Here is a 22,861-nt window from a genome sequence, read left to right as displayed (position 1 = left end):
GACTGTGGGATCGGTTCAACGCAGAAACTTACTTGATGCGCTGACCAGGCTTGGCGCCGCTGTCAGGGCTGAGCAGGTAGATCTCTTCACCGCCAGGGCCGGCCGCCATCACCATGCCTTCGGAGATGCCGAACTTCATTTTTCGTGGCTTGAGGTTGGCGATCATCATGGTCAGGCGACCATCGAGCTTGGACGGGTCCGGATAAGCGCTCTTGATCCCGGAGAACACGTTGCGGGTCTCGTCGCCAATGTCCAGGGTCAGGCGCAACAGCTTGTCGGCGCCTTCCACGTGTTCAGCCTTGACGATCAGCGCGACGCGCAAATCGACTGCCGCGAAGGTATCGAACTCGATTTCCGGCGACAGCGGGTCCTTGGCCAGTTCGCCATTGCCGGCAGGTGCGGCTGCGCCGGTGTCGGTCTGGCTGGCGGTCAGGTCTTCTTTCGAAGCGTCGGTCATGGCTTGCACCTTCACCGGGTCGATGCGGGTCATCAGCGGCTTGAACTCGTTCAGCTGATGGTTGGCGAGCAAGGTGGCGTGATCGTTCCAGGTCAGCGGCGCAACGTTGAGGAACGCCTCGGCATCGGCGGCCAGCAATGGCAGCACCGGCTTGAGGAAGATCACCAACTGGCGGAACAGGTTGACGCCGGTGGCGCAGATGGCCTGGACTTCATCCTGCTTGCCTTCCTGTTTGTTCAGCGACCACGGTGCCTTGTCGGCGATCCAGGCGTTGGCGCGGTCGGCCAGGCCCATGATCTCGCGCATGGCGCGGGCGAAGTCGCGGGCTTCATAGGCGTCGGCAATGCCTGGCGCGGCGGCCAGGAAGGCTTCGGTCAGTTCAGGCGCGGCGTTGGTGTCGACCATCACGCCGGCATTGCCCTTGTTGATGAACCCGGCGCAGCGGCTGGCGATGTTGACGACTTTGCCGACCAGGTCGGAGTTGACCTTCTGCACGAAGTCTTCGAGGTTCAGGTCGAGGTCGTCGACGCCACGGCCCAGCTTGGCCGCGTAGTAGTAGCGCAGGTATTCCGGCGACAGGTGGTCCAGGTAGGTGCGGGCCTTGATGAAAGTGCCGCGGGACTTGGACATCTTCTGGCCGTTGACGGTCAGGTAGCCGTGTACGTTGATCCCGGTCGGCTTACGGTAGCCGGCGCCTTCGAGCATGGCTGGCCAGAACAGGGCGTGGAAGTTGACGATGTCCTTGCCGATGAAGTGGTACAGCTCGGCGGTGGAGTCCTTGCCCCAGAACGCGTCGAAGTCCAGCTCCGGCGTGCGGTCGCACAGGTTCTTGAAGCTGGCCATGTAGCCGATCGGCGCATCCAGCCACACGTAGAAGTACTTGCCCGGCTCGTCGGGGATTTCGAAACCGAAGTACGGCGCATCGCGGGAGATGTCCCACTGCTGCAGGCCGGCGTCCAGCCATTCGGCGATCTTGTTGGCCACGGCGTCTTGAAGGGTGCCGCTGCGGGTCCAGGTTTGCAGCATTTGCTGGAAGTCCGGCAACTTGAAGAAGAAGTGCTGGGAATCCTTGAGCACCGGGGTGGCGCCGGAGATCGCCGACTTCGGATCCTTCAGGTCGGTCGGTGCGTAGGTCGCGCCGCATTTTTCGCAGTTGTCGCCGTACTGGTCTTCGGTGCCGCATTTCGGGCAGGTGCCCTTGATGAAGCGGTCGGCCAGGAACATTTTCTTTTCCGGGTCGAAATACTGGGTGATCGAGCGAGTGGCGATGTGCCCGGCGTCACGCAGCTTCAGGTAGATCTGGCTCGACAGCTCACGGTTTTCTTCGGCGTGAGTGGAGTGGAAGTTGTCGAAGTCCACCAGGAACTCGGCAAAGTCGGCGCTGTGTTCAGCCTGGACGTTGGCGATCAGTTGTTCCGGGGTGATGCCTTCCTTTTCCGCGCGCAGCATGATCGCCGAACCGTGGGCGTCGTCGGCGCAGACATAGATGCATTGATTGCCGCGGTGCTTCTGGAAGCGCACCCACATATCGGTCTGGATGTATTCCAGCATATGGCCGAGGTGAATCGAACCATTGGCATAGGGCAGGGCGCTGGTGACGAGGATCTTGCGTGGCTCGGACATGGGGCTCGGCTACTTGATGAAACGGAGGTCGGCCACTATAAAGCGCCGGCGCATATTTTTCACCCTGTGAGCCTGTTTCCGGATGCATAGCCGGTGAAACCTGTGGCGAGGGGGCAAGCCCCCGTTGGGCCGCGGAGCGGCCCCTTTTACGTCTGCTACGCAGCCGAACGGGGGCAAGCCCCCTCGCCACAGCAACAAATGAACGGCGAACATGCCGCCTCGGGCGCGGAACAGGTACGATACCCGTCATCTTTTCCAAGTCCTGTTTTCGGAGTTGCCCATGAGCGCCGTCAATCGCGCAGCGGTGGAAGCCGTCCTTCGCCAATACACCGACCCTTACCTGAACCAGGACCCGGTCAGCGCCGGGTGCGTGCGCAACATCGACATCCAGGGCGACCGCGTCAGCGTGCAGCTGGAATTGGGTTACGCCGCCGGCCTGTTCAAGAGTGGCTGGGCACAGATGCTGGAAATGGCCATCCAGGGGCTCGATGGCGTGGCAAGCGCCCGTGTCGAGATCACCAGCGTGATCGCTGCACACAAGGCCCAGGCACAGGTTCCGGGGCTGGCCAACGTCAAGAACGTGGTGGCCGTGGCGTCCGGCAAGGGCGGCGTGGGCAAATCCACCACGGCGGCCAACCTGGCCCTGGCCCTGGCCCGCGAGGGCGCCAAGGTCGGGATTCTCGATGCGGACATCTACGGTCCAAGCCAGGGCATCATGTTCGGTATCCCGGAACGCACCCGTCCCGAGGTCAAGGACCAGAAGTGGTTCGTGCCGCTCAAGTCCCATGGCGTGGAAGTGATGTCCATGGCGTTCCTGACCGACGACAACACGCCGATGGTCTGGCGCGGGCCGATGGTCTCCGGCGCCCTCCTGCAACTGGTGACCCAGACCGCGTGGGGCGACCTGGATTACCTGGTCATCGACATGCCGCCAGGCACCGGCGACATCCAGCTGACCCTGGCGCAGAAAGTGCCGGTGGCCGGTGCAGTCATCGTGACCACCCCGCAGGACCTGGCATTGCTGGACGCGCGCAAGGGCGTGGAAATGTTCCGCAAGGTCAACATTCCGGTGCTGGGCGTGGTGGAAAACATGGCCGTGCACATCTGCTCCAATTGCGGACATGCCGAGCATCTGTTCGGAGAGGGTGGCGGCGTGAAACTGGCCAATCAGTACGGCGTCGAGCTGCTTGCCTCATTGCCGCTGTCGATGTCCATTCGCGAGCAGGCCGACGGCGGCAAGCCGACGGTGATCGCCGAGCCGGACAGCCCGATTGCCCTGGTTTACCAGGAACTGGCCCGTCACGTTGGCGCGCGGATCGTATTGCAGGAAGCGTTGACGCCGGCGATGCCGAACATCAGCATCAGCGACGATTGATAAGCTTTTGTAGGAGCCCGGCTTGCCGGCGATGGTGGATTTGAATACGCCATCGCCGGCAAGCCGGGCTCCTACAGATCATTGTTCTGCTTTAGATACGCAACCCGCCATCCATCTCCAGAATCCGACCGGTGTAATAATCGTTCTCGAAGATATACGCCGCCGAATGGGCGATTTCTTCCGGCTTGCCCATGCGCTTGAGCGGAATCCCGGCGGTCATTTTCTCCAGCGCCTCAGGCTTCATGCCCAGGGTCATTTCGGTTTCGATGAAGCCCGGTGCAATACCGGCGACACGAATGCCGTAACGCGCCAGTTCCTTGGCCCAGGTCACGGTCGCCGCAGCGACACCGGCCTTGGCCGCCGAGTAGTTGGTCTGGCCGACGTTGCCGGCGCGGGAAATCGACGAGATATTGATGATCGCGCCGCTGTTGTTCAGCTCGACCATCTTCGCCGCGACTTCCCGGGTGCACAGGAACACGCCGGTCAGGTTGACGTCGATGACCGCCTGCCACTGCGCCAGGCTCATCTTGGTCATTTCGCCATCCTTGACCTTGAGCAGCAGGCCATCACGCAGGATCCCGGCGTTGTTGATCAGGCCGTGGATCGCGCCGAAATCCTCGGCGACCTGGGCGACCATGTGGGTCACTTGCTCTTCATTGGCGACGTTGCACAGGTACGCGCGCGCCTCTACACCCTGGGCCTTGCAGGCCGCGACGGCGTCGTCGAGCTTTTCCTGATTGAGGTCGACCAGTGCGAGTTTCGCGCCCTTGCTGGCGAAATACTCGGCCATGGAACGGCCTAAACCCTGGCAACCGCCAGTGATAATGATTACTTTGTCAGTGAGTTGCATTCGCATGCCCCCGGCAGCAGGTCTGAGTGGTTTCCTTGTAGAGAGCCTCTCGATCTGCGCCTGATGTGGCCCGGCTGCACATGAGATCTGCCCCCGATGGCGTGCTGGGACTTTCACCAGCAGCTCGTCCGTTTTTTTGACGGATTCTATTTAAGGAGTCATAAATTGAGCGTTGAAGCGGCTAAGCATGCACGAGAATTGCTCCTCAAGGAATACCGTGGAGTGCTCTCTACGCACTCCAAATCGATGCCCGGTTTTCCGTTCGGCTCCGTGGTTCCGTACTGCCTGGACGAGCTGGGCCGACCGCTGATCCTGATCAGCCGCATCGCGCAGCACACTCACAATTTGCAAAAAGACCCGAAATGCTCGCTGTTCGTGGGCGAGCGCGGGGCTGAGGATGTCCAGGCCGTTGGTCGCCTGACCTATCTGGCCGAAGCTCAGCAGATCGAAGACGAAGCCGCGATCGAAGCCGCCTCCGAGCGTTACTACCGCTACTTCCCGGAATCGCAGGGTTATCACCAGGCCCACGATTTCGACTTCTGGGTGCTCAAGCCGGTTCGCCACCGCTACATCGGTGGTTTTGGCGCGATTCACTGGGTCAATGACCTGACCCTGGCCAACCCGTTCGCCGGCAAGGCCGAAGTGAGCATGGTCGAGCACATGAACGCCGATCACGCCAAGGCCATCGCCCATTACGTCGATCTGGCCGGGTTGCCGAACAACGTGCCAGCGCAAATGGCCGGTATCGATACCGAAGGCATGCATCTGCGGATCGGCCAGAGCCTGTACTGGTTGCCGTTTCAAGCGCCTTGTAATACCCCGACACAAGTCCGCGAAGCCTTGGTTTCTCTGGCCCACGCCGAACATTGGCCGAAAAATGAAGAGGCCGACGCTTGAATTCACGAAACGGCGACGTCATCTAAGGTGAACTGGCAAGGCATTCTTGCGTTGAGGAACCATTTGATGCGCCCTTTTTTGTTGCTCTTTCTGCTGTTCCCGGTGTTGGAGCTGTTCGTATTCGTCAAGGTGGCAGGGTCTATCGGGTTTTTCCCGGCCCTGCTGCTGATCATTCTCGGCTCGATGTTCGGTGTGTTCGTGCTGCGCGTCGCCGGCCTGGCCACGGCGCTGCGTGCCCGTGAAAGCCTGAACCGCGGCGAGCTGCCAGCCCAGACCATGCTCGAAGGCCTGATGCTGGCATTGGCCGGTGGCCTGCTGATTCTTCCAGGTTTCATCAGCGATGTGATCGGCCTGGTCATGCTGCTGCCGTTCAGCCGTCGCCTGCTGGCCAATAAAATGCGCCAACGCGCCGAAGAGCAGGCCATGCGTCAGCGAGCGTTCGCCGACGACCTGCAAGCCCGTGGCGGCCCGGCGCCTCGCGAACCGCTGGGCCGCGAGCCCAACGTGATCGAAGGCGAGTTCGAACACCGCGATACCAAGTAATACGCCCATCGACACGGCACCTTCGGGTGCCGTGTTCGTTTGCAGGGCAGCGAACAGAAAATTTTTCGCTCCCCGCCCTTGTAATAAGCTTATGCGCCCTTATGTAACGGTCACCGCAAGGTTTCTGGCGAATACGCCAGACAGACTTCCGCGGTTCGCTTGACGAACCGCAACCGGCACCGCCGGCCTTTGTTAAACCCGCCGGGACTACACCGGCCGATGAAAACCACAATTAGGAGAGATCGACAATGAAGCTTCGTCCTCTGCATGACCGCGTCGTCATCCGTCGCAGCGAAGAAGAAAAGAAAACCGCTGGCGGTATCGTCCTGCCAGGTTCGGCTGCTGAAAAAGCCAACAGCGGCGAAATCCTCGCTGTAGGCACCGGCCGCGTATTGGAAAACGGTGAAGTGCGTGCACTGTCCGTGAAAGTGGGCGACAAGGTTGTGTTCGGTCCTTACTCCGGCAGCAACACTGTGAAAGTCGACGGCGAAGACCTGCTGGTAATGAGCGAGAACGAAATCCTCGCTGTTATCGAAGGCTGATACCCCCGTTCATTTTCCGCTACTACAAAGTATTTAAGGAATATCGATCATGGCTGCTAAAGAAGTTCTGTTTGGCGATTCCGCCCGTAAAAAAATGCTCAAGGGCGTCAACGTCCTGGCTGACGCGGTAAAAGCGACCCTGGGCCCGAAAGGCCGTAACGTGATCATCGAGAAGAGCTTCGGCGCTCCGACCATCACCAAGGACGGCGTTTCGGTCGCAAAAGAAATCGAACTGGAAGACCGTTTCGAAAACATGGGCGCGCAGCTGGTCAAAGACGTTGCCTCCCGTGCCAACGATGACGCAGGCGACGGCACCACCACCGCTACCGTTCTGGCTCAGTCGATCGTCAACGAAGGCCTGAAAGCCGTCGCTGCCGGCATGAACCCGATGGACCTGAAGCGCGGCATCGACAAGGCGACCATCGCCATCGTCAAAGAGCTGAAAAACCTGTCCAAGCCATGCGCTGACACCAAGGCAATCGCTCAGGTTGGTACCATCTCCGCCAACTCCGACAACTCCATCGGCGACATCATTGCCGAAGCCATGGAAAAAGTCGGTAAAGAAGGCGTGATCACCGTTGAAGAAGGCACTGGCCTGGAAAACGAACTGTCGGTTGTAGAAGGCATGCAGTTCGACCGTGGCTACCTGTCCCCGTACTTCGTCAACAAGCCGGAAACCATGGTTGCCGAACTGGACAACCCACTGGTTCTGCTGGTCGACAAAAAGATCTCGAACATCCGCGAAATGCTGCCAGTGCTGGAAGCCGTTGCCAAAGCCGGCCGTCCACTGCTGATCGTTTCCGAAGACGTTGAAGGCGAAGCCCTGGCGACTCTGGTCGTGAACAACATGCGTGGCATCGTTAAAGTCGCAGCCGTCAAGGCTCCAGGCTTCGGCGACCGTCGCAAGGCCATGCTGCAGGACATCGCCGTTCTGACCGGCGGTACCGTTATCTCCGAAGAGATCGGCCTGAGCCTGGAAGCCGCTACCCTGGAAAACCTGGGCAGCGCCAAGCGCGTGACCATCTCCAAGGAAAACACCATCATCGTTGATGGTTCTGGCGTAGCAGGCGACATTGAAGCCCGTATCGCTCAGATCCGTGCTCAGGTTGCCGAAACTTCCTCGGACTACGACCGTGAAAAACTGCAAGAGCGTCTGGCCAAGCTGTCCGGCGGCGTTGCAGTGATCAAGGTTGGCGCTGGTTCCGAAGTAGAAATGAAAGAGAAGAAAGCCCGCGTTGAAGACGCCCTGCACGCTACCCGTGCAGCCGTTGAAGAAGGCGTGGTACCTGGCGGTGGCGTTGCGCTGATCCGCGCTCTGCAAACCCTGAACGATCTGAAAGGCGACAACGCTGATCAGGACGTAGGTATCGCTGTTCTGCGCCGTGCCGTTGAAGCACCGCTGCGTCAGATCGCTGCCAACAGCGGTGACGAGCCAAGCGTTGTGGTCAACGAAGTCAAGAACGGCAAAGGTAACTTCGGTTACAACGCTGCGACTGGCGAATACGGCGACATGATCGAAATGGGTATCCTGGACCCAACCAAGGTCACCCGTTCCGCGCTGCAAGCTGCATCGTCGATCGGCGGTCTGATCCTGACCACCGAAGCTGCTGTTGCTGATGCACCGAAGAAAGACGGCGGTGCTGGCGGCGGTATGCCAGACATGGGCGGTATGGGCGGCATGGGCGGCATGATGTAAGCCAGCCTTACCCCTGTACGAAAAAACCCCGCCTGCGCAAGCAGGCGGGGTTTTTTTATTCATTCATTTTGAGAGTCACATAAATCCCTTGTGGGAGCGTGGCTTGCCCGCGATGGCGTCGGATCAGGCGCCGACAGGTACCGCGCAGGCCTCGCGTTTAGCCCTCAGGGCCGGTCGATACAGAACGTAGTAATACGACCCCAGACAAATCAACCAGCAGAACACCGCCGTCCACACGTTGTGCGAGAAGAAGTGCGCGCCCTGCATCATCCGCGCGATGGAGAACACCGAGCCGAGGGCAAAGGCGAAAACCAACGCTGCGCGAGCCATGCGCGGACGACGGTCACGCAGTACGAAAAACAGGGCAAACAGGGTGAACCCCGTAGCCGCATGGCCGCCGGGCCAGCAACGTCCCGGTTTATCGGTAGGCGGGCGAGGGCTCAGCAGCTCGCTGTAGGTCTCGTGACCGCCAAATTGCTCAAGGCTCCATGGACACTGCACCGCAGTCACCGCCTTCATGGGCGTGACAAAGGACGTCGCCAGGCCCAGGGACAGCACCAGGCAACCCAGTTCTCGCTTGAACGGTTTGAGCCTGGCCATGAAGAACGAAGCGATGTAACCGAGGATGGCAAACACCGAGAAGGCGATGACCACTTGCTTGGCCCGATCGTGCAGGATGTCCTCGAGGAAATAACTGTGGCGTCCGATGAAGTCTCCGGCGACCGGGTCGTAAAACAACCTGGCCAGGTCCATGTCCAGCGTGGTCAATTCGAGCAACACCAGAATGATCGCAGCAATGGCGGGGACTCCAAGGCACACCCAGAAATTGAGGGGGCGAGGAGCGGGGCGGGAAAGGCTCGAAACCATGCTAGTTCCTTGATCAGTGAAGTGTTCTCGAATGCGCAGCCGCGCAGAGTTTGAACCCGTTTTTGTCGTTTGGGTGTGAATCACGGGTGAAAAACTCGTCAAGGCTGTAAACGGTCAGTTTCCACGCTTTTACGCTTCACTCAGTCCTAGCCGTGAGCTGAACTTCGCCTTAAGCTGCGCGGGCCATGACGGCCGTTACTGTGGACGGAGAGATACCCATGCGAATTCTATTGGTTGAAGACAACCGCGATATCCTGGCCAATCTGGCCGATTACCTGGGGCTCAAAGGCTATACCGTGGATTGCGCGCAGGACGGCCTGTCGGGCCTGCATCTGGCGGCCACCGAGCATTACGATTTGATCGTGCTCGATATCATGTTGCCCGGCATCGATGGCTATACCTTGTGCAAGCGCCTGCGCGAAGACGCGCGCCGCGATACGCCGGTGATCATGCTCACCGCCCGCGATCAACTGGACGACCGCCTGCAAGGCTTCAAGTCCGGCGCCGATGATTACCTGGTCAAGCCGTTTGCCCTGTCTGAGCTGGCGGCGCGTATCGAAGCGGTCATGCGCCGGACCCAGGGCGGCGGGCGACGCACCTTGCAGGTCGGCGACCTGAGCTATGACCTCGACACCCTGGAAGTCACCCGCGAAGGCCGGCTGCTGAAGCTCAATCCGGTCGGCCTGAAGTTGCTGGCTGTGCTGATGCAGAAAAGCCCGCACGTGCTGCGCCGTGAAATTCTTGAAGAGGCACTCTGGGGCGACGATTGTCCGGACAGCGACAGCCTGCGCAGCCATGTGCACCAACTGCGCCAGGTGATCGATAAACCGTTCGCCAAGCCGTTGCTGCAGACCGTGCACGGTGTGGGTTATCGCTTGGCCGAGGGGCGTGATGGAGTTTAAGCAGAGCCTTTCTCAACGCATCATCATTGCCTTTGCGCTGATGAGCGCACTGGTGGCGGGCGCCTTTGCCATGGGTATCGTCGCGACCGTGCACCTGGTGGAAGAAAAACTGATTTCGGCTGGCTTGGGCGGCGATTTGCAGCGCTTGTTGCTGATGGACAATGTCACGGACTGGAGCCATCGCCCCGAGCCGGACCAATTGTTCTACTTCAGCAATGGGCCGGGCGATTTCAGGTTGCCCAAGGATCTGCGGCACCTGGAGCCGGGCTTTCACGAAGTGTTCCGTGAAAACCTGTCGTACCACGCCATGGTCGAGATCGTCGACGGTCGACGGTACGTGCTGTTGCAGGATCAGAGCGACTTCGAAGAGCGTGAGCGGGTGCTGTTTGCCGTGGTGCTGGTGGGTTTCGTACTGAGCCTGGCGCTGGCGGTGTTCCTCGGCTGGGTCCTGGCGCGCAAGGTCATGGCGCCGGTGGTGCGGCTGGCCCGCCAGGTGCGCCATCGCGATCAGTTGCTCGGTCTGGCCCCCCTTTGGCGCCGGACTATGCCGCCGATGAGGTGGGCGAACTGGCCGTGGCCTTCGACGCCACCCTCGGGCGCTTGCGCCAGGCCCTGACCCGCGAGCGCTTGTTCACCAGCGACGTCAGCCACGAATTGCGCACGCCCCTGATGATCCTGGCCAGTTCCTGCGAGTTGTTGCTGGAAAATCCGGGTATCGATCAGCGCGGTCGCGCTCAGGTCGAACGCATCGCCCGGGCTTGTGAAGAAATGCGTGAGCTGGTGCAAACCTTCCTGATGCTCGCCCGTGCCCAGCGCGAAGACACCGGCGTTGCCGCGCAACAGCCGCTGAGCCAGGTGGCCGAGGGGCTGCTCAGCCTGTGGCGCGGGCCCATTGAAGACAAAGGGTTGAAGCTGATCTTCGAACCGGGCCAGCCTGAGGCCAAAAGCTACAACGCGACGCTCCTGCACGCGGTGATGGGCAACTTGCTGCGCAATGCCTTGCATTACACGGAACAGGGCTTCATCCGCCTGACCCTGACCGGCACGGGCTTCCTGGTCGAAGACTCGGGTGTGGGCATTCCCGAGGAAAAACGCGAGGCGATGTTCGAGCCCTTTGTCCGGGGCAGCGAAAAGCGCGGGGAGGGCTTGGGCCTGGGGCTTTCACTGGTGCAGCGGATTTGTGAAAACCAGGGCTGGAGCGTCAGCCTGACCACCATGGAGCCCAATGGCTGCCGTTTTCAGGTGGAGTTGTCGCGAGCCTGATCAGTTGCGCCGGACGTCCAGCAAACCCTGTCAATTCTGTAAAATCCTGTAATACTTCAAGGTCAACATGACAAAATTTTCACAAATGGATCACTTGGCACCGACACGTTGATACCTAAGGTAGTTGCTATCAGAAGTTCAGGAGACCTGATGATGGACGGCCCGATCAAACTCGATTTTTCCGAAAAGTATGACGATCAACATGCGCAACGCTATCTGCGCAAACACCAGGATGGTCTCGGCCGTCGATTGTCCCACTGGCGTGACGTGCAACTGGCACGCAAGGCACTGGCCCTGGTTGGCGAGCCTGGCTTGGTCCTCGACCTGCCGTGTGGTGCAGGGCGTTTCTGGCCGATGCTGGCGGAAAAACCCAACCGCGTGATCATTGGCGCCGATAACTCGGAGTCCATGCTGAAGATAGCAACCCAGGCGCAACCGGCCGATGTGGTGAAACGGGTACAACCCTTGCACACTTCTGCATTCGACATCGCCTTGCCGGACAACGCCGTCGACAGCATTTTTTGCATGCGCTTGCTCCACCACATCGGTGAAGCCGAGCATCGCCTGGCTATCTTGCGTGAATTCGAGCGCGTTTCCCGTGACAGCGTGATCCTTTCGCTGTGGGTCGATGGCAACTTCAAGGCCTGGAAACGCAAGCGTTCAGAGAAAACACGTGGGCAGGAAGGTTACCAAAACCGGTTTGTGTTACCGGCCGCTACCGTAGAAAAGGAATTTGAACAGGCGGGTTTCCGCATCCAGGAACAACTGGACTTTTTGCCGCTCTATGCCATGTGGCGAGTTTACGTATTACGCAAGAGGTAACAGGATGGCAGTGCAGTGTGCAGCAGAAACGGAAGTCGCTCCCCAGGACCGCTTCGATTATTTCTGGAATCAGCGCGGTGAATGGGTAGAAGAACCCAACGTCCGTCGTGGCGGGGAAAGCGGCGTTCAACGCGTTATGGGCAGTGATGGTCAACTGCTCTACGTCAAGCGTCAGACCGGGCATATCCATCGCAGCTGGCTGCACCCTTTCGGGCGGCCGACCGTACTGCGCGAGCAAGCTGCGCTCATCGGTGTGACCGCGCTTGGCGTAAGGGTTCCGCAAATCGTTTTCTGCGGCGCACAGCGCGACCCGGTGCACAAATGGCGTGCCTTGCTGGTCACCAAGTCGCTGGATGGCTTTGAAGAAATCGAGCGCTGGTACGAAGGTGGCGGTCGCGAACGCCATGGTGAAGCCGTCAACGACCGCGTACTCAAGGACCTGGCTGAAAACCTGGCCCGCATGCACAAGGGCCGCTGGCAGCACAGCTGCATCTACATCAAGCACGTGTTCGTTCGCGTGACCGGTGAAGGCGAGTCGGCCAAGGTCGAGATTGCCCTGATCGATCTGGAGAAATGCCGCCAGCGTTTGACTGCCTATCGCGCAGCAGCCCATGACATGAAGCAATTGCGTCGCCACTCGTCGTTCAGCGATGCGGACTGGAAAAAGCTCGTCTACTTTTATGAGACGGCGTTTGGCAGCGCTATCAAGGGTTTATAGCGATGAAACTCGAAATTGCACGAGGTTTGTTTCTGGTAGGAGCCTTGGCAGTTGCATCAATCGCAATGGCAGCCTGGGAGCAACCACGCCCCCAGGTGCTCAGCTCGGTAAACGCAGAAGATCACTGTCCGTTGCCACGGGTTGCGAAGGCATCCGTGGCCACTCGACCCGATCATGACCTGTTGTTGTTCATGTTCGGACTTTCTCAGGGATTGAGGCCGCAAAGTTGAACCGATTGAAGCCCAAATGAAAGGCCTCGCATTTGCGAGGCCTTTTTTTCGGGCTTTCATTGGTTTGGTCACGGTCCCTTGTAGGAGCCGGCTTGCTGGCGATGGTCGTTAACGATAACGCGTATGAACTGGATAAACGCGGCGCACTTGAGTCCATCGCCGGCAAGCCGGCTCCTACAGGGTCAAGGGTGTTCTTCGGGTTTATCGGGTTTGGCCAGCAGCGTGTACACGCAAGGCAGTACAAACAGGGTGAACATCGTCCCGATCGACATGCCCGTGGCGATGACCGTGCCGATGTCGAACCGGCTGACCGCACCAGCTCCGGTGGCGATGATCAATGGCACCATGCCGAACACCATCGCCGCGGTGGTCATCAAGACCGGACGCAGGCGGATGGCCGCCGCTTCCTCCACCGCTTCCCGTGCCGTCAGCCCCTTGTCCTTGCGTAGCTGGTTGGCGAACTCGACGATCAGAATGCCGTGTTTGCTGATCAACCCGATCAACGTCACCAGCCCGACCTGGGTGTAGATGTTCATGCTCGACCAACCCAGGAACAGCGGAATCAATGCGCCGCAGATAGACAGCGGTACGGTGACCAGGATCACCAGCGGGTCGCGGAAGCTTTCGAACTGGGCCGCCAGCACCAAAAAGATGATCGCCAGTGCCAGGGCAAAAGTGACCCACAGGGCACTGCCTTCCTGAACATACTGTCTCGACGCCCCGGCGTAGTCGAAGGAAAAACCGACGGGTGCCTCTTCCCGGGCGATCTGACGCACCAGGTCGATGGCTTCCCCCATGCTCACCAGCGGCACGCCGGACAGGATCGCCGAGTTGAGCTGCTGGAACTGGTTCAACTGACGCGGTCGAGCACGGTCGGTGATGGTGATCAGGGTCGACAATGCCAACAGCTCGCCCTTGGTGTTCTTCACGTAGTAATTGTTCAGCCAGTCCGGATTGTCGCGGAACGGCCGCTCGACCTGGGCAATCACCTTGTAGCTGCGACCTTCAATGGTGAAACGGTTGATTTCGGCTTCACCCAGCAGGGTCGCCAGGGTTCCCCCCAGATCCTGCATGGAAACCCCCATCTGCGCCGCCTTGGCGCGGTCGATATCGACCACCACTTCCGGTTTGTCGAAGGCCAGGTCAACGTCGACAAAGGCGAACTTGCCCGACTCCATCGCGCGTTTTTTAACCCGGTCGACCACTTGTAGCAGCAGTTCGTAATCGTTGGCGGAGTTGATGACGAACTGGAACGGCAGGCCTTCACCGGTGCCCGGCAAGGACGGCAGGTTGAAACCGAAAACCTGCAACCCGGGGATGCTTTCCAGTTTGCTCTGAACCTCGGGCAGGATCGCCATCTGGGTTCGGTCGCGCTCGTTCCATGGCTTGAGCAGGAAACCGCCGATGCCCGATTGCACGCCGTTGAAGCCGTTGATCTGGAACGACGAGTAGTACTCGGGAAACGCCTTGAAAATCGAGATGAACTCGTCGGTGTAGGTGTTCAGGTAGTCGAGGTTGGTCGGTTGCGGGGCGTTGGCCAGCATGAAAATGATGCCCTGGTCCTCGTCCGGCGCCAGCTCCGACTTGGTGAACTTGAGGAACACCGGAATCAGGCACAACACGATCACCGCGAACACCAGCACCACCGGCCGGGTGTTGAGGGTGCCGTGAAGCATGCTCTGGTAGCGGCGCTTGAGGCTTTCGAAAATCATGTCCAGGCGATGGGCCAGGCCGCTGGGGTTCTCATCGTGACGCAGGAGGAACGCACACATCATCGGTGACAGGGTCAGGGCGACGATGCCGGAAATCACCACCGCACCGGCCAGCGTCAGGGCGAACTCCTTGAACAGCGCACCGGTCAGGCCGGTCAGGAAGCCAATCGGGGCATACACCGCCGCCAGGGTGATAGTCATCGACACCACCGGCATGGCGATTTCCCGGGCGCCTTCAATGGCGGCGTCCAGCGGGGTCTTGCCTTCCTCGATGTGGCGATGAATGTTTTCCACCACCACGATGGCGTCGTCCACCACCAGACCGATGGCCAGCACCATCGCCAGCAGGGTGAGCAGGTTGATGGAATACCCCATCATCTGCATGAAGAACATCACGCCGATCATCGACAGCGGGATGGTCACCACCGGGATCACCACCGAACGCAGGGCGCCGAGGAACAGGAACACCACCACGATCACGATCAGTACCGCTTCGAACAGGGTTTTCACCACTTCGTCGATCGAGGCCTGGATGAACAGGGTGGCGTCATAGGCGATTTCACCCTTGAGGCTCGGTGGCAGCTGGGCCTCAAGGTCCGGCATGATCTTGCGCACTTCCTTGATCACGTCCAGCGGGTTGGCGCCGGGCGTCGCCTTGATGCCGATGTACACCGAAGGGGTGCCGCCGAACGAGCTGATGGTGTCGTAGTTCTCCGCACCCATTTCCACGCGCGCCACATCGCGCAGCAGCACACGGCTGTCGCCGTCGACCTTGAGCGCAATGGCGCCGAAGGCTTCGGCCGACTTGAGCTCGGTATTGGCGTTGATGCTGGTGACCACGTATTCGCCTTTCAGCTCGCCAGCCGCCGAGAGGAAGTTGTACTGGCGTACCGCGTTGGTCACATCGCTGGCACTGAGGCCGAAGCCGGCGAGCTTGACCGGGTCCAGCCACAGGCGCATCGCAAACACCTGGTTGCCGAGGATCTCGGCTTCGGCCATGCCGGGCAAGGTCGCCAGTTTCGGCTGGATCACCCGCGACAGGTAATCGGTGATCTGCGGGTTGTTCAGTTCCTTGCTGAAGAAGCTGATGTACATCAATGCTGACGCATCGGCAGATTCCTTGCTCAGCACCGGGTCTTCCGCGTCCTGGGGCAGCTGGTTCTTGACCTCGTTGGCCTTGGCCAGCAGTTCGGTAAACAGACGGTCGTTGTTGGCGCCGACGCGTGCGTAGATCGAGATCACCGAAAAGTTCTGGCGACTCACCGAGGTCATGTAGTCGATGCCCTCGGCGCTGGCCAGGCTTTGCTGCATCGGTTGGGTGATGTAGCCCTGGATGGTCTCGGCGTTGGCCCCGGGGTAAGCGGTGGTCACCGTGATCAGGGCGTTTTCCATTTGCGGATACTGGCGCAGCGGCAGCTTGCTCCAGGCCTGGAAGCCCAGCAGCACAATCAGCAGGCTGACCACGGTTGCGAGAACCGGGCGGCGAATGAACGGGTCGGTAAAAGCCATGGGGATTCCTTGATCAGTCCGCACGTGGCGGGCTGTTCTGCTCGGCCAGGGTTTTGTCGTCGCTGATGGCAATGTGTGCGCCGTTATCCAGTTTGAGCTGGCCGGCCGTCACCACTTTCTCGCCGTTCTGCACGCCTTTGGTGATTATCACTTGCCCCTCGCGGCGTTCGCCGGTTTTGACAAAACGCCGCTCGGCGATCAGCACTGGCTGGCCCTTGTCATCCTTTTCCGGGTTGCCGTCTTCGCCCTTCTTTTGCACGGCGACATACACCGAGTTGCCGTAGAGCGTGTAGGTGATCGCGCTTTCCGGCACCACGATGCGTGGTTGCGGGTCGGGCAGGAGCACGTCAAGGCTGGCGAACATCCCGGGCAGCAACTTGCCATCGGGGTTGGCGAGGGTGGCGCGGACCTGCACGTTACGGGTGCTGTTTTCGACTTTGGGATTGATTGCACTGATGCTGCCGGGGAACGTCCGGGCCGGATAGGCCGAAACGATGATCTGTACAGGCTGGCCAATGGCGACCTTCGGCACCGATTGTTCCGGTATGAAAAAGTCGACGTAAAGGCTGCTGAGGTCCTGCAGGGTGGCGATCATGGTGCCGCTGGCGACGTAGTCGCCGACGTCCACCTGGCGAATGCCGATGGTGCCGCTGAACGGCGCGAGGATGCGTTTTTTCTCGAGCGCAGCCTTGAGCTGGTTGACGGTGGCCTTGTTCTTTTTCAGGACCGCCGAGAGTCGGTCGAACTCACCCTTGGAAATCGCCTGGCTGCCTACCAGCTGGCTGCCACGACCGTAATCCACCTGGGCCAACCCGAGATCGGCCTGAGCGGTTTCCAGGAGGGCGGATTCCACGGCGCTGTCGAGTTGCACGATCGGCTGGCCGGCCTTGACCTTCTGCCCCGACTCAAACTGCACGTCGGTGACGGTGCCGGCGATTTCCAGGCTCAGGTCGACACCTTGCAGGGCCGTCAGGGTGCCCACGGTAGGCAGCCGGGCTTGCCACGGACGTTCGGTGGCGGTGGCCACCGCGACATTGATCGGCGGTTTGGGCGCAGAGAAGCCTTGAATCATCGTGTAGACAGAGAAGGCTTTGTACGCGCCCAGGACCAGCACAATCAGCAGCACAACACCCAACATGATCAGCATGCGGCGACGCAGCATATTCCAGTTCCTTGGAGAAAATCAGGTGAGACAGTCGCGCACATTACCGCGACTGGGACAGGTAATCCAATGGCTGTTTATTGGAACTCCATAACCTGTAGGAGCCGGCTTGCCGGCGATAGTGCCGTTGAATTTACGGTGCTCTCGAGATTGCCATCGCTGGCAAGTCAGCTCCTGCAAGGGGAGGTATTTATGCCATCAGATGCAGATGGTTGTCCCAGAGCCCTGCGGGTAGCTCCAGCGGCTTTGCGACAAGGTCAGCCTGGCGGCAGTCGTAGTAGCGGCAGCGTCCCTGGCCCGAGGTCACGACAAAACCATCGGCCACGGCGCCGACCCCGGCACAATCGGGCAATGGCGCATCCAGGCGAACTTCACCGCTGTCCAGGTCCCAGATGAAAAACCGGTTGCCCCGCGGTGCAGTCAACGCCACCAGGCGCAAGTCGCTATGTATCGCGACGCTGGCGGTGTAGTGCCCCATGGCCTGCAACTGGTGTTCGGGCACCGGGAACGCGACGAAGGGCTGACCCGGACGCTTGATCGCCAAGAGCTCCGACGACTCGTGGGCCGCGCCCATGAACTGCTGGCTGGCGACGATGGTGCCATCGCTGGCGATGGCCAGATGGCGCACGCTGTTCATCTGTTGGGCGAGGGTTTCCTTGCTCAGCAGGGTGCCATCGCGTTGCAACAGGACCAGGCTTGGCTCCATGGCGTTGAGGTTCATCTCCACCCGGCTTTCGGCCTCGGTGCGAATCCCGCCGTTGGCCACCACCAGGGTTTCGCCGTCGGGCATCCACGACACCTGGTGCGGACCGAGGCCGTGGGTGGAAATCTCACCGCTGTGCACCAGCCGTTCACCCTCGAATTTGTACACGCCGAGCAGGCCGCGACCCGGATCGGTGGTGTCGTTTTCGGTGGCGTACAGCCAGTCGCCGCTGTGATGGATGACCGCGTGTCCGTAGAAGTGCCGGTTCGGCTGTGACACCACGGTTTGCAGGAGCGCGCCGTCGCGCAGGTCGATCAGGTAGCTCTCGGTACCCGGACGGCGAGCGACGAACAGCGCAATCGGCTGCGTCGGGTGATTGATGATGTCGTGGCAACGCTGGCCGACGCGGGTGGCGAACACCTGGGTGCCATCGAGCCGATAACCGACGGCGTAGTGCCGGCCATCGGTATCGTCCCGCGCCGAAAGCAACAACGGACTCTTGTCCTTTTGCCTGAACAGCTTCCAGCCGCCCAGTGTCACCGCTCCCAGCAACAAACTACCTAGTGTCAGAGCCTGGCGTCGCAGCATGGAACTCGCCCTCATCAGTCACCGTCGTTGGCGTTGAAGCCCAGTTGGATGCCCAGCGCCTTGGCCAGATCAGCCTCATGCAGACGATGGACGACGTTGAGGCTGTCGTACAGTTCGTTGAGCTGCTGGCGGCCGGCGTCGTCATTGAGCATTTCGGTCAGCGGACGCTGGATGCCGGCGAACAGTTTCAGCGAGGCGGCATAGGCTGCATCGATCTTGTCGGCCAAGGGCTTCTGCTCGCTCGGCAACAGGCCGCGCAAGCCTTTGTTGTCCACACCTTCCCAGACCGTTTTGGCGGCCGCGAGGCTGGCTTCCAGGCTGGTCAGGGACGACTGGCTACGCCAGGCATCGGCCTGGAACGGTTGCGGCACGCCCTTGCTCTGGCGGCCCATCGGCGTGCCGAGTTTTTTCTTCAGGGTGTCGATGGCGGTGACTTGCACCCGCAGCAGGTCGGCGATCGCTTCATGGGAGTCGGCATAACGCTGGTTCGGGAACTTGCTCATTTGCGCGAGCATGCCGTCAGTGTTGTTCCAGCTTTGCAGAATGTCTTCGGCCAGCTGTTTCTGGCGCTCACCGATGGCGACCAGCAGCGGGCAGTACCTGGCCTTCTGCTCGGCATTGGCTACGTCAGGCTTGCTGTCGAACAGAATGTATTCGTAGGCCGAGAGGCCCTGCACCACGACGCTGGACTTGGCCAGCGCTGCGGCATCGATTTGCGGCTGGGCGATGACCAGTTGCTCGACCTGACGGCCGACGAGGTTCTTCTTGTCCGGCCAGAACTGCACTTGCCACGAACGGTTGCCTTCGGCCAGCGGCCCGATCAGCAGTGGTTGCAGCTCGGCCCAGGCTTTTTGCGCATGCAGGAAGTCGGCACGGGCAGTCTCCAGGGTTTCCTTGCCTTGGCAGTAGGCGAGGGCGCTGACTGCCAATTGACGGTCGGCTTCAACCCAGCGGGTGTAGGTCGGCAGGATCACCGATTTGGCGATGGCCGCCGAGGTGACTGCTTGCGGATCCTGCGGCGAGCAGGCGCCCAGGGCGAGTGCGGCAAGGCTGGTGAACAACAGTTTGGGACGGAACATGTCGGGCTCCCGCGAGTGGAATGCGTGTTAAAGGGAATTCAGGAACGCCAGCAACGCACTGCGCTGCTCGGCATTGAAAGACAAAACCTGTTGCTGCGCCGCTGTCGCCTCGCCGCCGTGCCAGAGCACCGCTTCCAGCAAGTTGCGGGCGCGGCCGTCGTGCAGGAACTGGGTGTGGCCGCTGACCGCCTGTGTCAGGCCGATGCCCCACAACGGCGGGGTACGCCATTGGCGGCCGCTGGCCTGGAATTCCGTACGGTTGTCGGCCAGGCCATCGCCCATGTCATGCAGCAGCAGATCGCTGTACGGGCGGATCACTTGATTGGCCAGTTCAGGTTCGGCGGCGTTGGCGGCGGTGGTGTATTTCGGTGTGTGGCAGGATTGGCAGCCGGCCTGATAGAACAAGGTTTTGCCGGCCAGCACTTGAGGCGCGTTGATGTCGCGACGGGCCGGAACGGCTAGATTGCGGCTGTAGAACAGCACCAGGCGCAGGATGTTATCGCTGACTTCCGGCTCGCCATCCGGGCCGATGCCACTGGGTGCCTGTTTGCAGGCAGTTTGCGCGTCCGTGCAGTCATCCATGGGTCTCAGGCTGGTCGTGAGGCCCATATCGCCGGAAAACGCGTGAACATTTTGTTGATTGAGGTTCGGCTGACCGGCTTTCCAGCCAAATCTTCCCAACACTGTCTTCTGTTGGGCGTCGTCCCACACCTGGTTCGGACGTCCGGCGATGCCATCGTTCGCCTTGGCCTGTGCCTCGGCGTTGGCCAGGATCGCCTCGTCGGGAATCGCTTCGAGCAGGCCCAGGCCAATCATCGGCGGCGCTACACGTGCCGAGAAACGGGTATCGGGGTGCATCGGGCCGTAGCCCAGCTGGGTGATGTTCAGGCTCGGTTTGCGCAGCTCGACTTCGGTGCCGTCCTTGAAGCGAACCGGCACGGCGGTGTAATCGACCCGCACTTTGCCTTCGGGGGCTACGCCGGGTACGGCCATGTCCTGGAACTGGCCACCGTAGACAGGCTCGGGCACCACGCCGAGCTGTTCGATGACCCTTGCATACGCCGGGGCGTCGGGAATCGACAGGCGTACCAGCATCGACACCGCGTTCACATCGTCCGCAGTCGGCGGATGGCCGCGGCCGTCCTTGATGTGGCAGCCCTGGCAGGCATTGGTGTTGAACAGCGGACCAAGGCCATCGCGGGCGGTCGTCGTCGACGGGGCGATCACCCAGGGGCTGCGGAAGAAACTGTTGCCGACGCTGAAATCCACTCGCCGCGACGGCGGCAGGTTCGCCGAGGGCATGGAAAACGCGTTCTGATCGGTCTTGCGCACCGTCGCACTGCCACCTGAGCGGGCTTCACCGGGTTCGGCCTGGGTGAATTTCGGGGCGTCATCGCAGGCACTCAGGCCCAGGGCCAGAAACAGTGCGGACAAGCGAAGAGGCAGCGGGGGCATCAGAGATCCTGCAAGACGAGCAAAACAAGGGCGCAAAGTCTAACAGGGCATGGGAAATTGAATAAGAGGAATTATCGTTTGCTTGATGTGGGGCAGGGTTTTTCACTTGAGACCGCGGCGCTGCCATCGCGGGCAAGCCACGCTCCCACAGGGATTGAAGGTGCACCCAGATCATGTGTTCAGCACGGATACTGTGGGAGCTGGCTTGCCAGCGATGGGGCCACCAGCACCACCACAAAAGGCAGGCATGAAAAAGGCGACCCGAAGGTCGCCTTTCTCACTCAGCCAGCGTTGATCAGAATTCGTGATCAGCGTTGTCCGGGTTCAGGTCGGCGATGCCCAGTTTGCCAGCGGCGGCTTCGATCGAACCGGTCTGCTTGACCAGGGCGGCGATGGCGTCACGGACGATCTGGTTGCCTGCGGTGTTGCCGGCAGCGATCAGTTGGTCGTAGTGCTCACCCTTGTTGGCGTGATCAACCATGATCTGGATCTTGGCTTCGGTGGCGGCCAGGTCGTCTTTCAGGGCGGTGTCGGCAGCCGGGTCGGCCTTGGCTACCAGGGACGACAGGCTGGCGCCGGTCATTTTGGTGCCGTCGACACGGGTGTATTCACCCAGGTACACGTTACGAATGCCCTTGGCATCGTAGAAGTGCGAGTTGTGGGTGTTGTCGCTGAAGCAATCCTGTTCGTCTTCAGGAGAGTTGGCTTCCAGGGAAACCTTCATGCGCTCGCCCGCCAGTTCGCCCAGGGACAGGCTGCCCATGCCGAACAGCATTTTGCGCAGGCCGGATTCAGCCGGTTCGGCTTCCAGCGTGGCGCGGTAGTTGTCGGCCACGTTCGGCTTCCAGTTGCCGACCATTTCTTCCAGGTCGCTGACCAGCAGCTGAGTCACGGACTTCAGGTAGGCACGACGACGATCGTTGTGACCGCCGGTAGCGCCTTTGCCTTCCAGGTAGTCCGAAGCCGGACGGTTGCCGGCGCCCGCGCCAGTGCCGTTCAGGTCCTGGCCCCAGAGCAGGAATTCGATGGCGTGGTAGCCGGTGGCGACGTTGGCCTCGGAACCGCCCAGCTCGTTCAGGCTGGCGAGTTTTTCCGGGGTGATGTCTTTGACATCGACCTTGTCTTCGCCGATCTGCACTTCAGTGTTGGCGATGATGTTGGCGGTCGCACCCGGGTTGCCCAGGGCGTGTTCGTAGGACTTGTCGACGTAGTCGATCAGGCCTTCGTCCAGCGGCCAGGAGTTCAGCTGACCTTCCCAGTCGTCAACGATGGTGTTGCCGAAGCGGAACACTTCGCTCTGCAGGTAAGGCACGCGAGCGGCAACCCAGGCAGCCTTGGCGGCTTTCAGGGTGTCGTCGTTCGGCTTGGCGAGGAAGGCGTCAATCGCGGTTTGCAGGGTCTTCGCAGTGGATTCGGCATCGCTGTAAACGGCGAAAACGATGTCGGCGTAGTGAGCGACAACGGCTTTGCCAGCGGCTTCGTCGACTTTACCGGCAGCGGGGGGCGCAGCGGCTGGAGTAGCCGGGGCAGCCGCAGTGCTGGCAGCTGGCGCAGGCGCGGCAGCTTTTTCCTGGTCTTTACCTTCGCCGCAACCGGCGAGAGAAATAGCGATGGCCAACAGACTGGCGGTAGCCAGAGGCATACGAATCATGGCGAACATCCTGCTTCGATGAGGGGGTGGAGTGGTGCTATGCGCACGCAAAACTGCGACATAATGCAAATCTTTCGCATTATGTGTAAAGGGTTGTAGCTGGAAATATTTCTTATTCACTGTGGGAGCGAGCCTGCTCGCGATGGACGTGAACGATGACGCGTTCATTCTGAATGAACGTGTTGCTCTCAGGTTCATCGCGAGCAGGCTCGCTCCT

Annotated in this window: 18 protein-coding genes and 1 pseudogene; 10 read left to right on the top strand and 9 right to left on the bottom strand. The window is 60.5% G+C overall.

Annotated elements, in window-relative coordinates; genetic code table 11:
* Window positions 1-28: 28 nt before the first annotated feature.
* Entirely contained in the window at window positions 29-2,080 is a 2,052-nt protein-coding gene (gene metG, locus AB4O16_RS10765) for a methionine--tRNA ligase (protein WP_460157700.1), read from the bottom strand.
* A gap of 280 nt (window positions 2,081-2,360) precedes the next feature.
* Here metG and apbC point away from each other — a divergent pair, with 280 nt between their 5' ends.
* Window positions 2,361-3,455, top strand: coding sequence for an iron-sulfur cluster carrier protein ApbC (gene apbC, locus AB4O16_RS10760; protein ID WP_460157699.1), 1,095 nt, complete (start codon window positions 2,361-2,363; stop codon window positions 3,453-3,455).
* Between the two features lie 91 nt (window positions 3,456-3,546).
* Here apbC and AB4O16_RS10755 read toward each other — a convergent pair whose 3' ends face one another.
* Window positions 3,547-4,305 carry an SDR family oxidoreductase gene (locus AB4O16_RS10755; RefSeq protein WP_160385577.1) on the bottom strand — a complete coding sequence of 253 codons (759 nt, stop codon included), beginning with the start codon at window positions 4,303-4,305 and terminating at the stop codon, window positions 3,547-3,549.
* A 165-nt stretch (window positions 4,306-4,470) separates the two neighbouring features.
* Here AB4O16_RS10755 and AB4O16_RS10750 point away from each other — a divergent pair, with 165 nt between their 5' ends.
* The 4 genes from AB4O16_RS10750 to groL all read left to right on the top strand — a co-directional run bounded on the left by AB4O16_RS10750 (window position 4,471) and on the right by groL (window position 7,983).
* Window positions 4,471-5,202 carry a HugZ family pyridoxamine 5'-phosphate oxidase gene (locus AB4O16_RS10750; RefSeq protein WP_160385578.1) on the top strand — a complete coding sequence of 244 codons (732 nt, stop codon included), beginning with the start codon at window positions 4,471-4,473 and terminating at the stop codon, window positions 5,200-5,202.
* A 66-nt stretch (window positions 5,203-5,268) separates the two neighbouring features.
* Window positions 5,269-5,745 (top strand): FxsA family protein, encoded by a 477-nt coding sequence (locus tag AB4O16_RS10745; RefSeq protein WP_150718792.1) that lies wholly within the window; start codon window positions 5,269-5,271, stop codon window positions 5,743-5,745.
* 248 nt (window positions 5,746-5,993) lie between these two features.
* Complete coding sequence (locus AB4O16_RS10740) at window positions 5,994-6,287, top strand: co-chaperone GroES (RefSeq protein ID WP_007985847.1); 294 nt, start codon at window positions 5,994-5,996, stop codon at window positions 6,285-6,287.
* A gap of 49 nt (window positions 6,288-6,336) precedes the next feature.
* Window positions 6,337-7,983 carry a chaperonin GroEL gene (gene groL / locus AB4O16_RS10735; protein WP_160385579.1) on the top strand — a complete coding sequence of 549 codons (1,647 nt, stop codon included), beginning with the start codon at window positions 6,337-6,339 and terminating at the stop codon, window positions 7,981-7,983.
* Between the two features lie 123 nt (window positions 7,984-8,106).
* Here the strand turns inward: groL and AB4O16_RS10730 are convergent, their stop codons facing one another.
* Window positions 8,107-8,850 (bottom strand): phosphatase PAP2 family protein, encoded by a 744-nt coding sequence (locus AB4O16_RS10730; protein ID WP_160385580.1) that lies wholly within the window; start codon window positions 8,848-8,850, stop codon window positions 8,107-8,109.
* Between the two features lie 218 nt (window positions 8,851-9,068).
* Between AB4O16_RS10730 and colR the strand changes: the two genes are divergently transcribed.
* The 5 genes and pseudogenes from colR (at window position 9,069) to AB4O16_RS10705 (ending at window position 12,785) form a co-directional block, all read left to right on the top strand.
* The gene (colR, locus tag AB4O16_RS10725) at window positions 9,069-9,752 is read left to right on the top strand and encodes a two-component system response regulator ColR (protein WP_150718794.1); all 684 of its coding nucleotides are present in this window, start codon (window positions 9,069-9,071) and stop codon (window positions 9,750-9,752) included.
* Window positions 9,742-11,015: pseudogene (locus AB4O16_RS10720) on the top strand (sensor histidine kinase). The gene colR and the pseudogene AB4O16_RS10720 overlap by 11 nt, the downstream one beginning before the upstream one ends.
* 153 nt (window positions 11,016-11,168) lie before the next feature.
* Entirely contained in the window at window positions 11,169-11,837 is a 669-nt protein-coding gene (locus AB4O16_RS10715; RefSeq protein ID WP_460158050.1) for a class I SAM-dependent methyltransferase, read from the top strand.
* 4 nt (window positions 11,838-11,841) lie between these two features.
* Window positions 11,842-12,555 (top strand): lipopolysaccharide kinase InaA family protein, encoded by a 714-nt coding sequence (locus tag AB4O16_RS10710; RefSeq protein WP_460157698.1) that lies wholly within the window; start codon window positions 11,842-11,844, stop codon window positions 12,553-12,555.
* 2 nt (window positions 12,556-12,557) lie between these two features.
* Window positions 12,558-12,785, top strand: a complete 228-nt coding sequence (locus AB4O16_RS10705) for a hypothetical protein (protein WP_160385583.1) — start codon at window positions 12,558-12,560, stop codon at window positions 12,783-12,785.
* Window positions 12,786-12,967: 182 nt separating this feature from the next.
* Here AB4O16_RS10705 and AB4O16_RS10700 read toward each other — a convergent pair whose 3' ends face one another.
* The 6 genes from AB4O16_RS10700 to AB4O16_RS10675 all read right to left on the bottom strand — a co-directional run bounded on the left by AB4O16_RS10700 (window position 12,968) and on the right by AB4O16_RS10675 (window position 22,644).
* Window positions 12,968-16,006: a multidrug efflux RND transporter permease subunit gene (locus AB4O16_RS10700; RefSeq protein WP_160385584.1), complete on the bottom strand. Its 3,039-nt coding sequence runs from the start codon at window positions 16,004-16,006 to the stop codon at window positions 12,968-12,970.
* Between the two features lie 13 nt (window positions 16,007-16,019).
* Window positions 16,020-17,168 (bottom strand): efflux RND transporter periplasmic adaptor subunit, encoded by a 1,149-nt coding sequence (locus AB4O16_RS10695; RefSeq protein WP_460157697.1) that lies wholly within the window; start codon window positions 17,166-17,168, stop codon window positions 16,020-16,022.
* A gap of 190 nt (window positions 17,169-17,358) precedes the next feature.
* Complete coding sequence (locus AB4O16_RS10690; protein ID WP_460157696.1) at window positions 17,359-18,459, bottom strand: DUF1513 domain-containing protein; 1,101 nt, start codon at window positions 18,457-18,459, stop codon at window positions 17,359-17,361.
* Window positions 18,460-18,473: 14 nt separating this feature from the next.
* A complete protein-coding gene (locus AB4O16_RS10685) occupies window positions 18,474-19,538 on the bottom strand; it encodes an imelysin family protein (protein ID WP_460157695.1) in 1,065 nt (354 codons plus the stop codon).
* Window positions 19,539-19,565: 27 nt separating this feature from the next.
* Window positions 19,566-20,993 (bottom strand): di-heme oxidoreductase family protein, encoded by a 1,428-nt coding sequence (locus tag AB4O16_RS10680; RefSeq protein ID WP_460157694.1) that lies wholly within the window; start codon window positions 20,991-20,993, stop codon window positions 19,566-19,568.
* 295 nt (window positions 20,994-21,288) lie between these two features.
* Complete coding sequence (locus tag AB4O16_RS10675; RefSeq protein WP_460157693.1) at window positions 21,289-22,644, bottom strand: imelysin family protein; 1,356 nt, start codon at window positions 22,642-22,644, stop codon at window positions 21,289-21,291.
* Between the last annotated feature and the right edge of the window lie 217 nt (window positions 22,645-22,861).

Source organism: Pseudomonas sp. S2_H10 (assembly GCF_054668285.1).
This window is presented reverse-complemented; position numbering and strand designations above follow the sequence as displayed.

What these genes read in the sequence shown, in the direction of transcription:
- metG (WP_460157700.1), bottom strand. Translation starts at nt 2,080, where the DNA reads ATGTCCGAGCCACGCAAGATCCTCGTCACCAGCGCCCTGCCCTATGCC.
- apbC (WP_460157699.1), top strand. Translation starts at nt 2,361, where the DNA reads ATGAGCGCCGTCAATCGCGCAGCGGTGGAAGCCGTCCTTCGCCAATAC.
- AB4O16_RS10755 (WP_160385577.1), bottom strand. Translation starts at nt 4,305, where the DNA reads ATGCAACTCACTGACAAAGTAATCATTATCACTGGCGGTTGCCAGGGT.
- AB4O16_RS10745 (WP_150718792.1), top strand. Translation starts at nt 5,269, where the DNA reads ATGCGCCCTTTTTTGTTGCTCTTTCTGCTGTTCCCGGTGTTGGAGCTG.
- AB4O16_RS10740 (WP_007985847.1), top strand. Translation starts at nt 5,994, where the DNA reads ATGAAGCTTCGTCCTCTGCATGACCGCGTCGTCATCCGTCGCAGCGAA.
- groL (WP_160385579.1), top strand. Translation starts at nt 6,337, where the DNA reads ATGGCTGCTAAAGAAGTTCTGTTTGGCGATTCCGCCCGTAAAAAAATG.
- AB4O16_RS10730 (WP_160385580.1), bottom strand. Translation starts at nt 8,850, where the DNA reads ATGGTTTCGAGCCTTTCCCGCCCCGCTCCTCGCCCCCTCAATTTCTGG.
- colR (WP_150718794.1), top strand. Translation starts at nt 9,069, where the DNA reads ATGCGAATTCTATTGGTTGAAGACAACCGCGATATCCTGGCCAATCTG.
- AB4O16_RS10715 (WP_460158050.1), top strand. Translation starts at nt 11,169, where the DNA reads ATGGACGGCCCGATCAAACTCGATTTTTCCGAAAAGTATGACGATCAA.
- AB4O16_RS10710 (WP_460157698.1), top strand. Translation starts at nt 11,842, where the DNA reads ATGGCAGTGCAGTGTGCAGCAGAAACGGAAGTCGCTCCCCAGGACCGC.
- AB4O16_RS10705 (WP_160385583.1), top strand. Translation starts at nt 12,558, where the DNA reads ATGAAACTCGAAATTGCACGAGGTTTGTTTCTGGTAGGAGCCTTGGCA.
- AB4O16_RS10700 (WP_160385584.1), bottom strand. Translation starts at nt 16,006, where the DNA reads ATGGCTTTTACCGACCCGTTCATTCGCCGCCCGGTTCTCGCAACCGTG.
- AB4O16_RS10695 (WP_460157697.1), bottom strand. Translation starts at nt 17,168, where the DNA reads ATGCTGCGTCGCCGCATGCTGATCATGTTGGGTGTTGTGCTGCTGATT.
- AB4O16_RS10690 (WP_460157696.1), bottom strand. Translation starts at nt 18,459, where the DNA reads ATGCTGCGACGCCAGGCTCTGACACTAGGTAGTTTGTTGCTGGGAGCG.
- AB4O16_RS10685 (WP_460157695.1), bottom strand. Translation starts at nt 19,538, where the DNA reads ATGTTCCGTCCCAAACTGTTGTTCACCAGCCTTGCCGCACTCGCCCTG.
- AB4O16_RS10680 (WP_460157694.1), bottom strand. Translation starts at nt 20,993, where the DNA reads ATGCCCCCGCTGCCTCTTCGCTTGTCCGCACTGTTTCTGGCCCTGGGC.
- AB4O16_RS10675 (WP_460157693.1), bottom strand. Translation starts at nt 22,644, where the DNA reads ATGATTCGTATGCCTCTGGCTACCGCCAGTCTGTTGGCCATCGCTATT.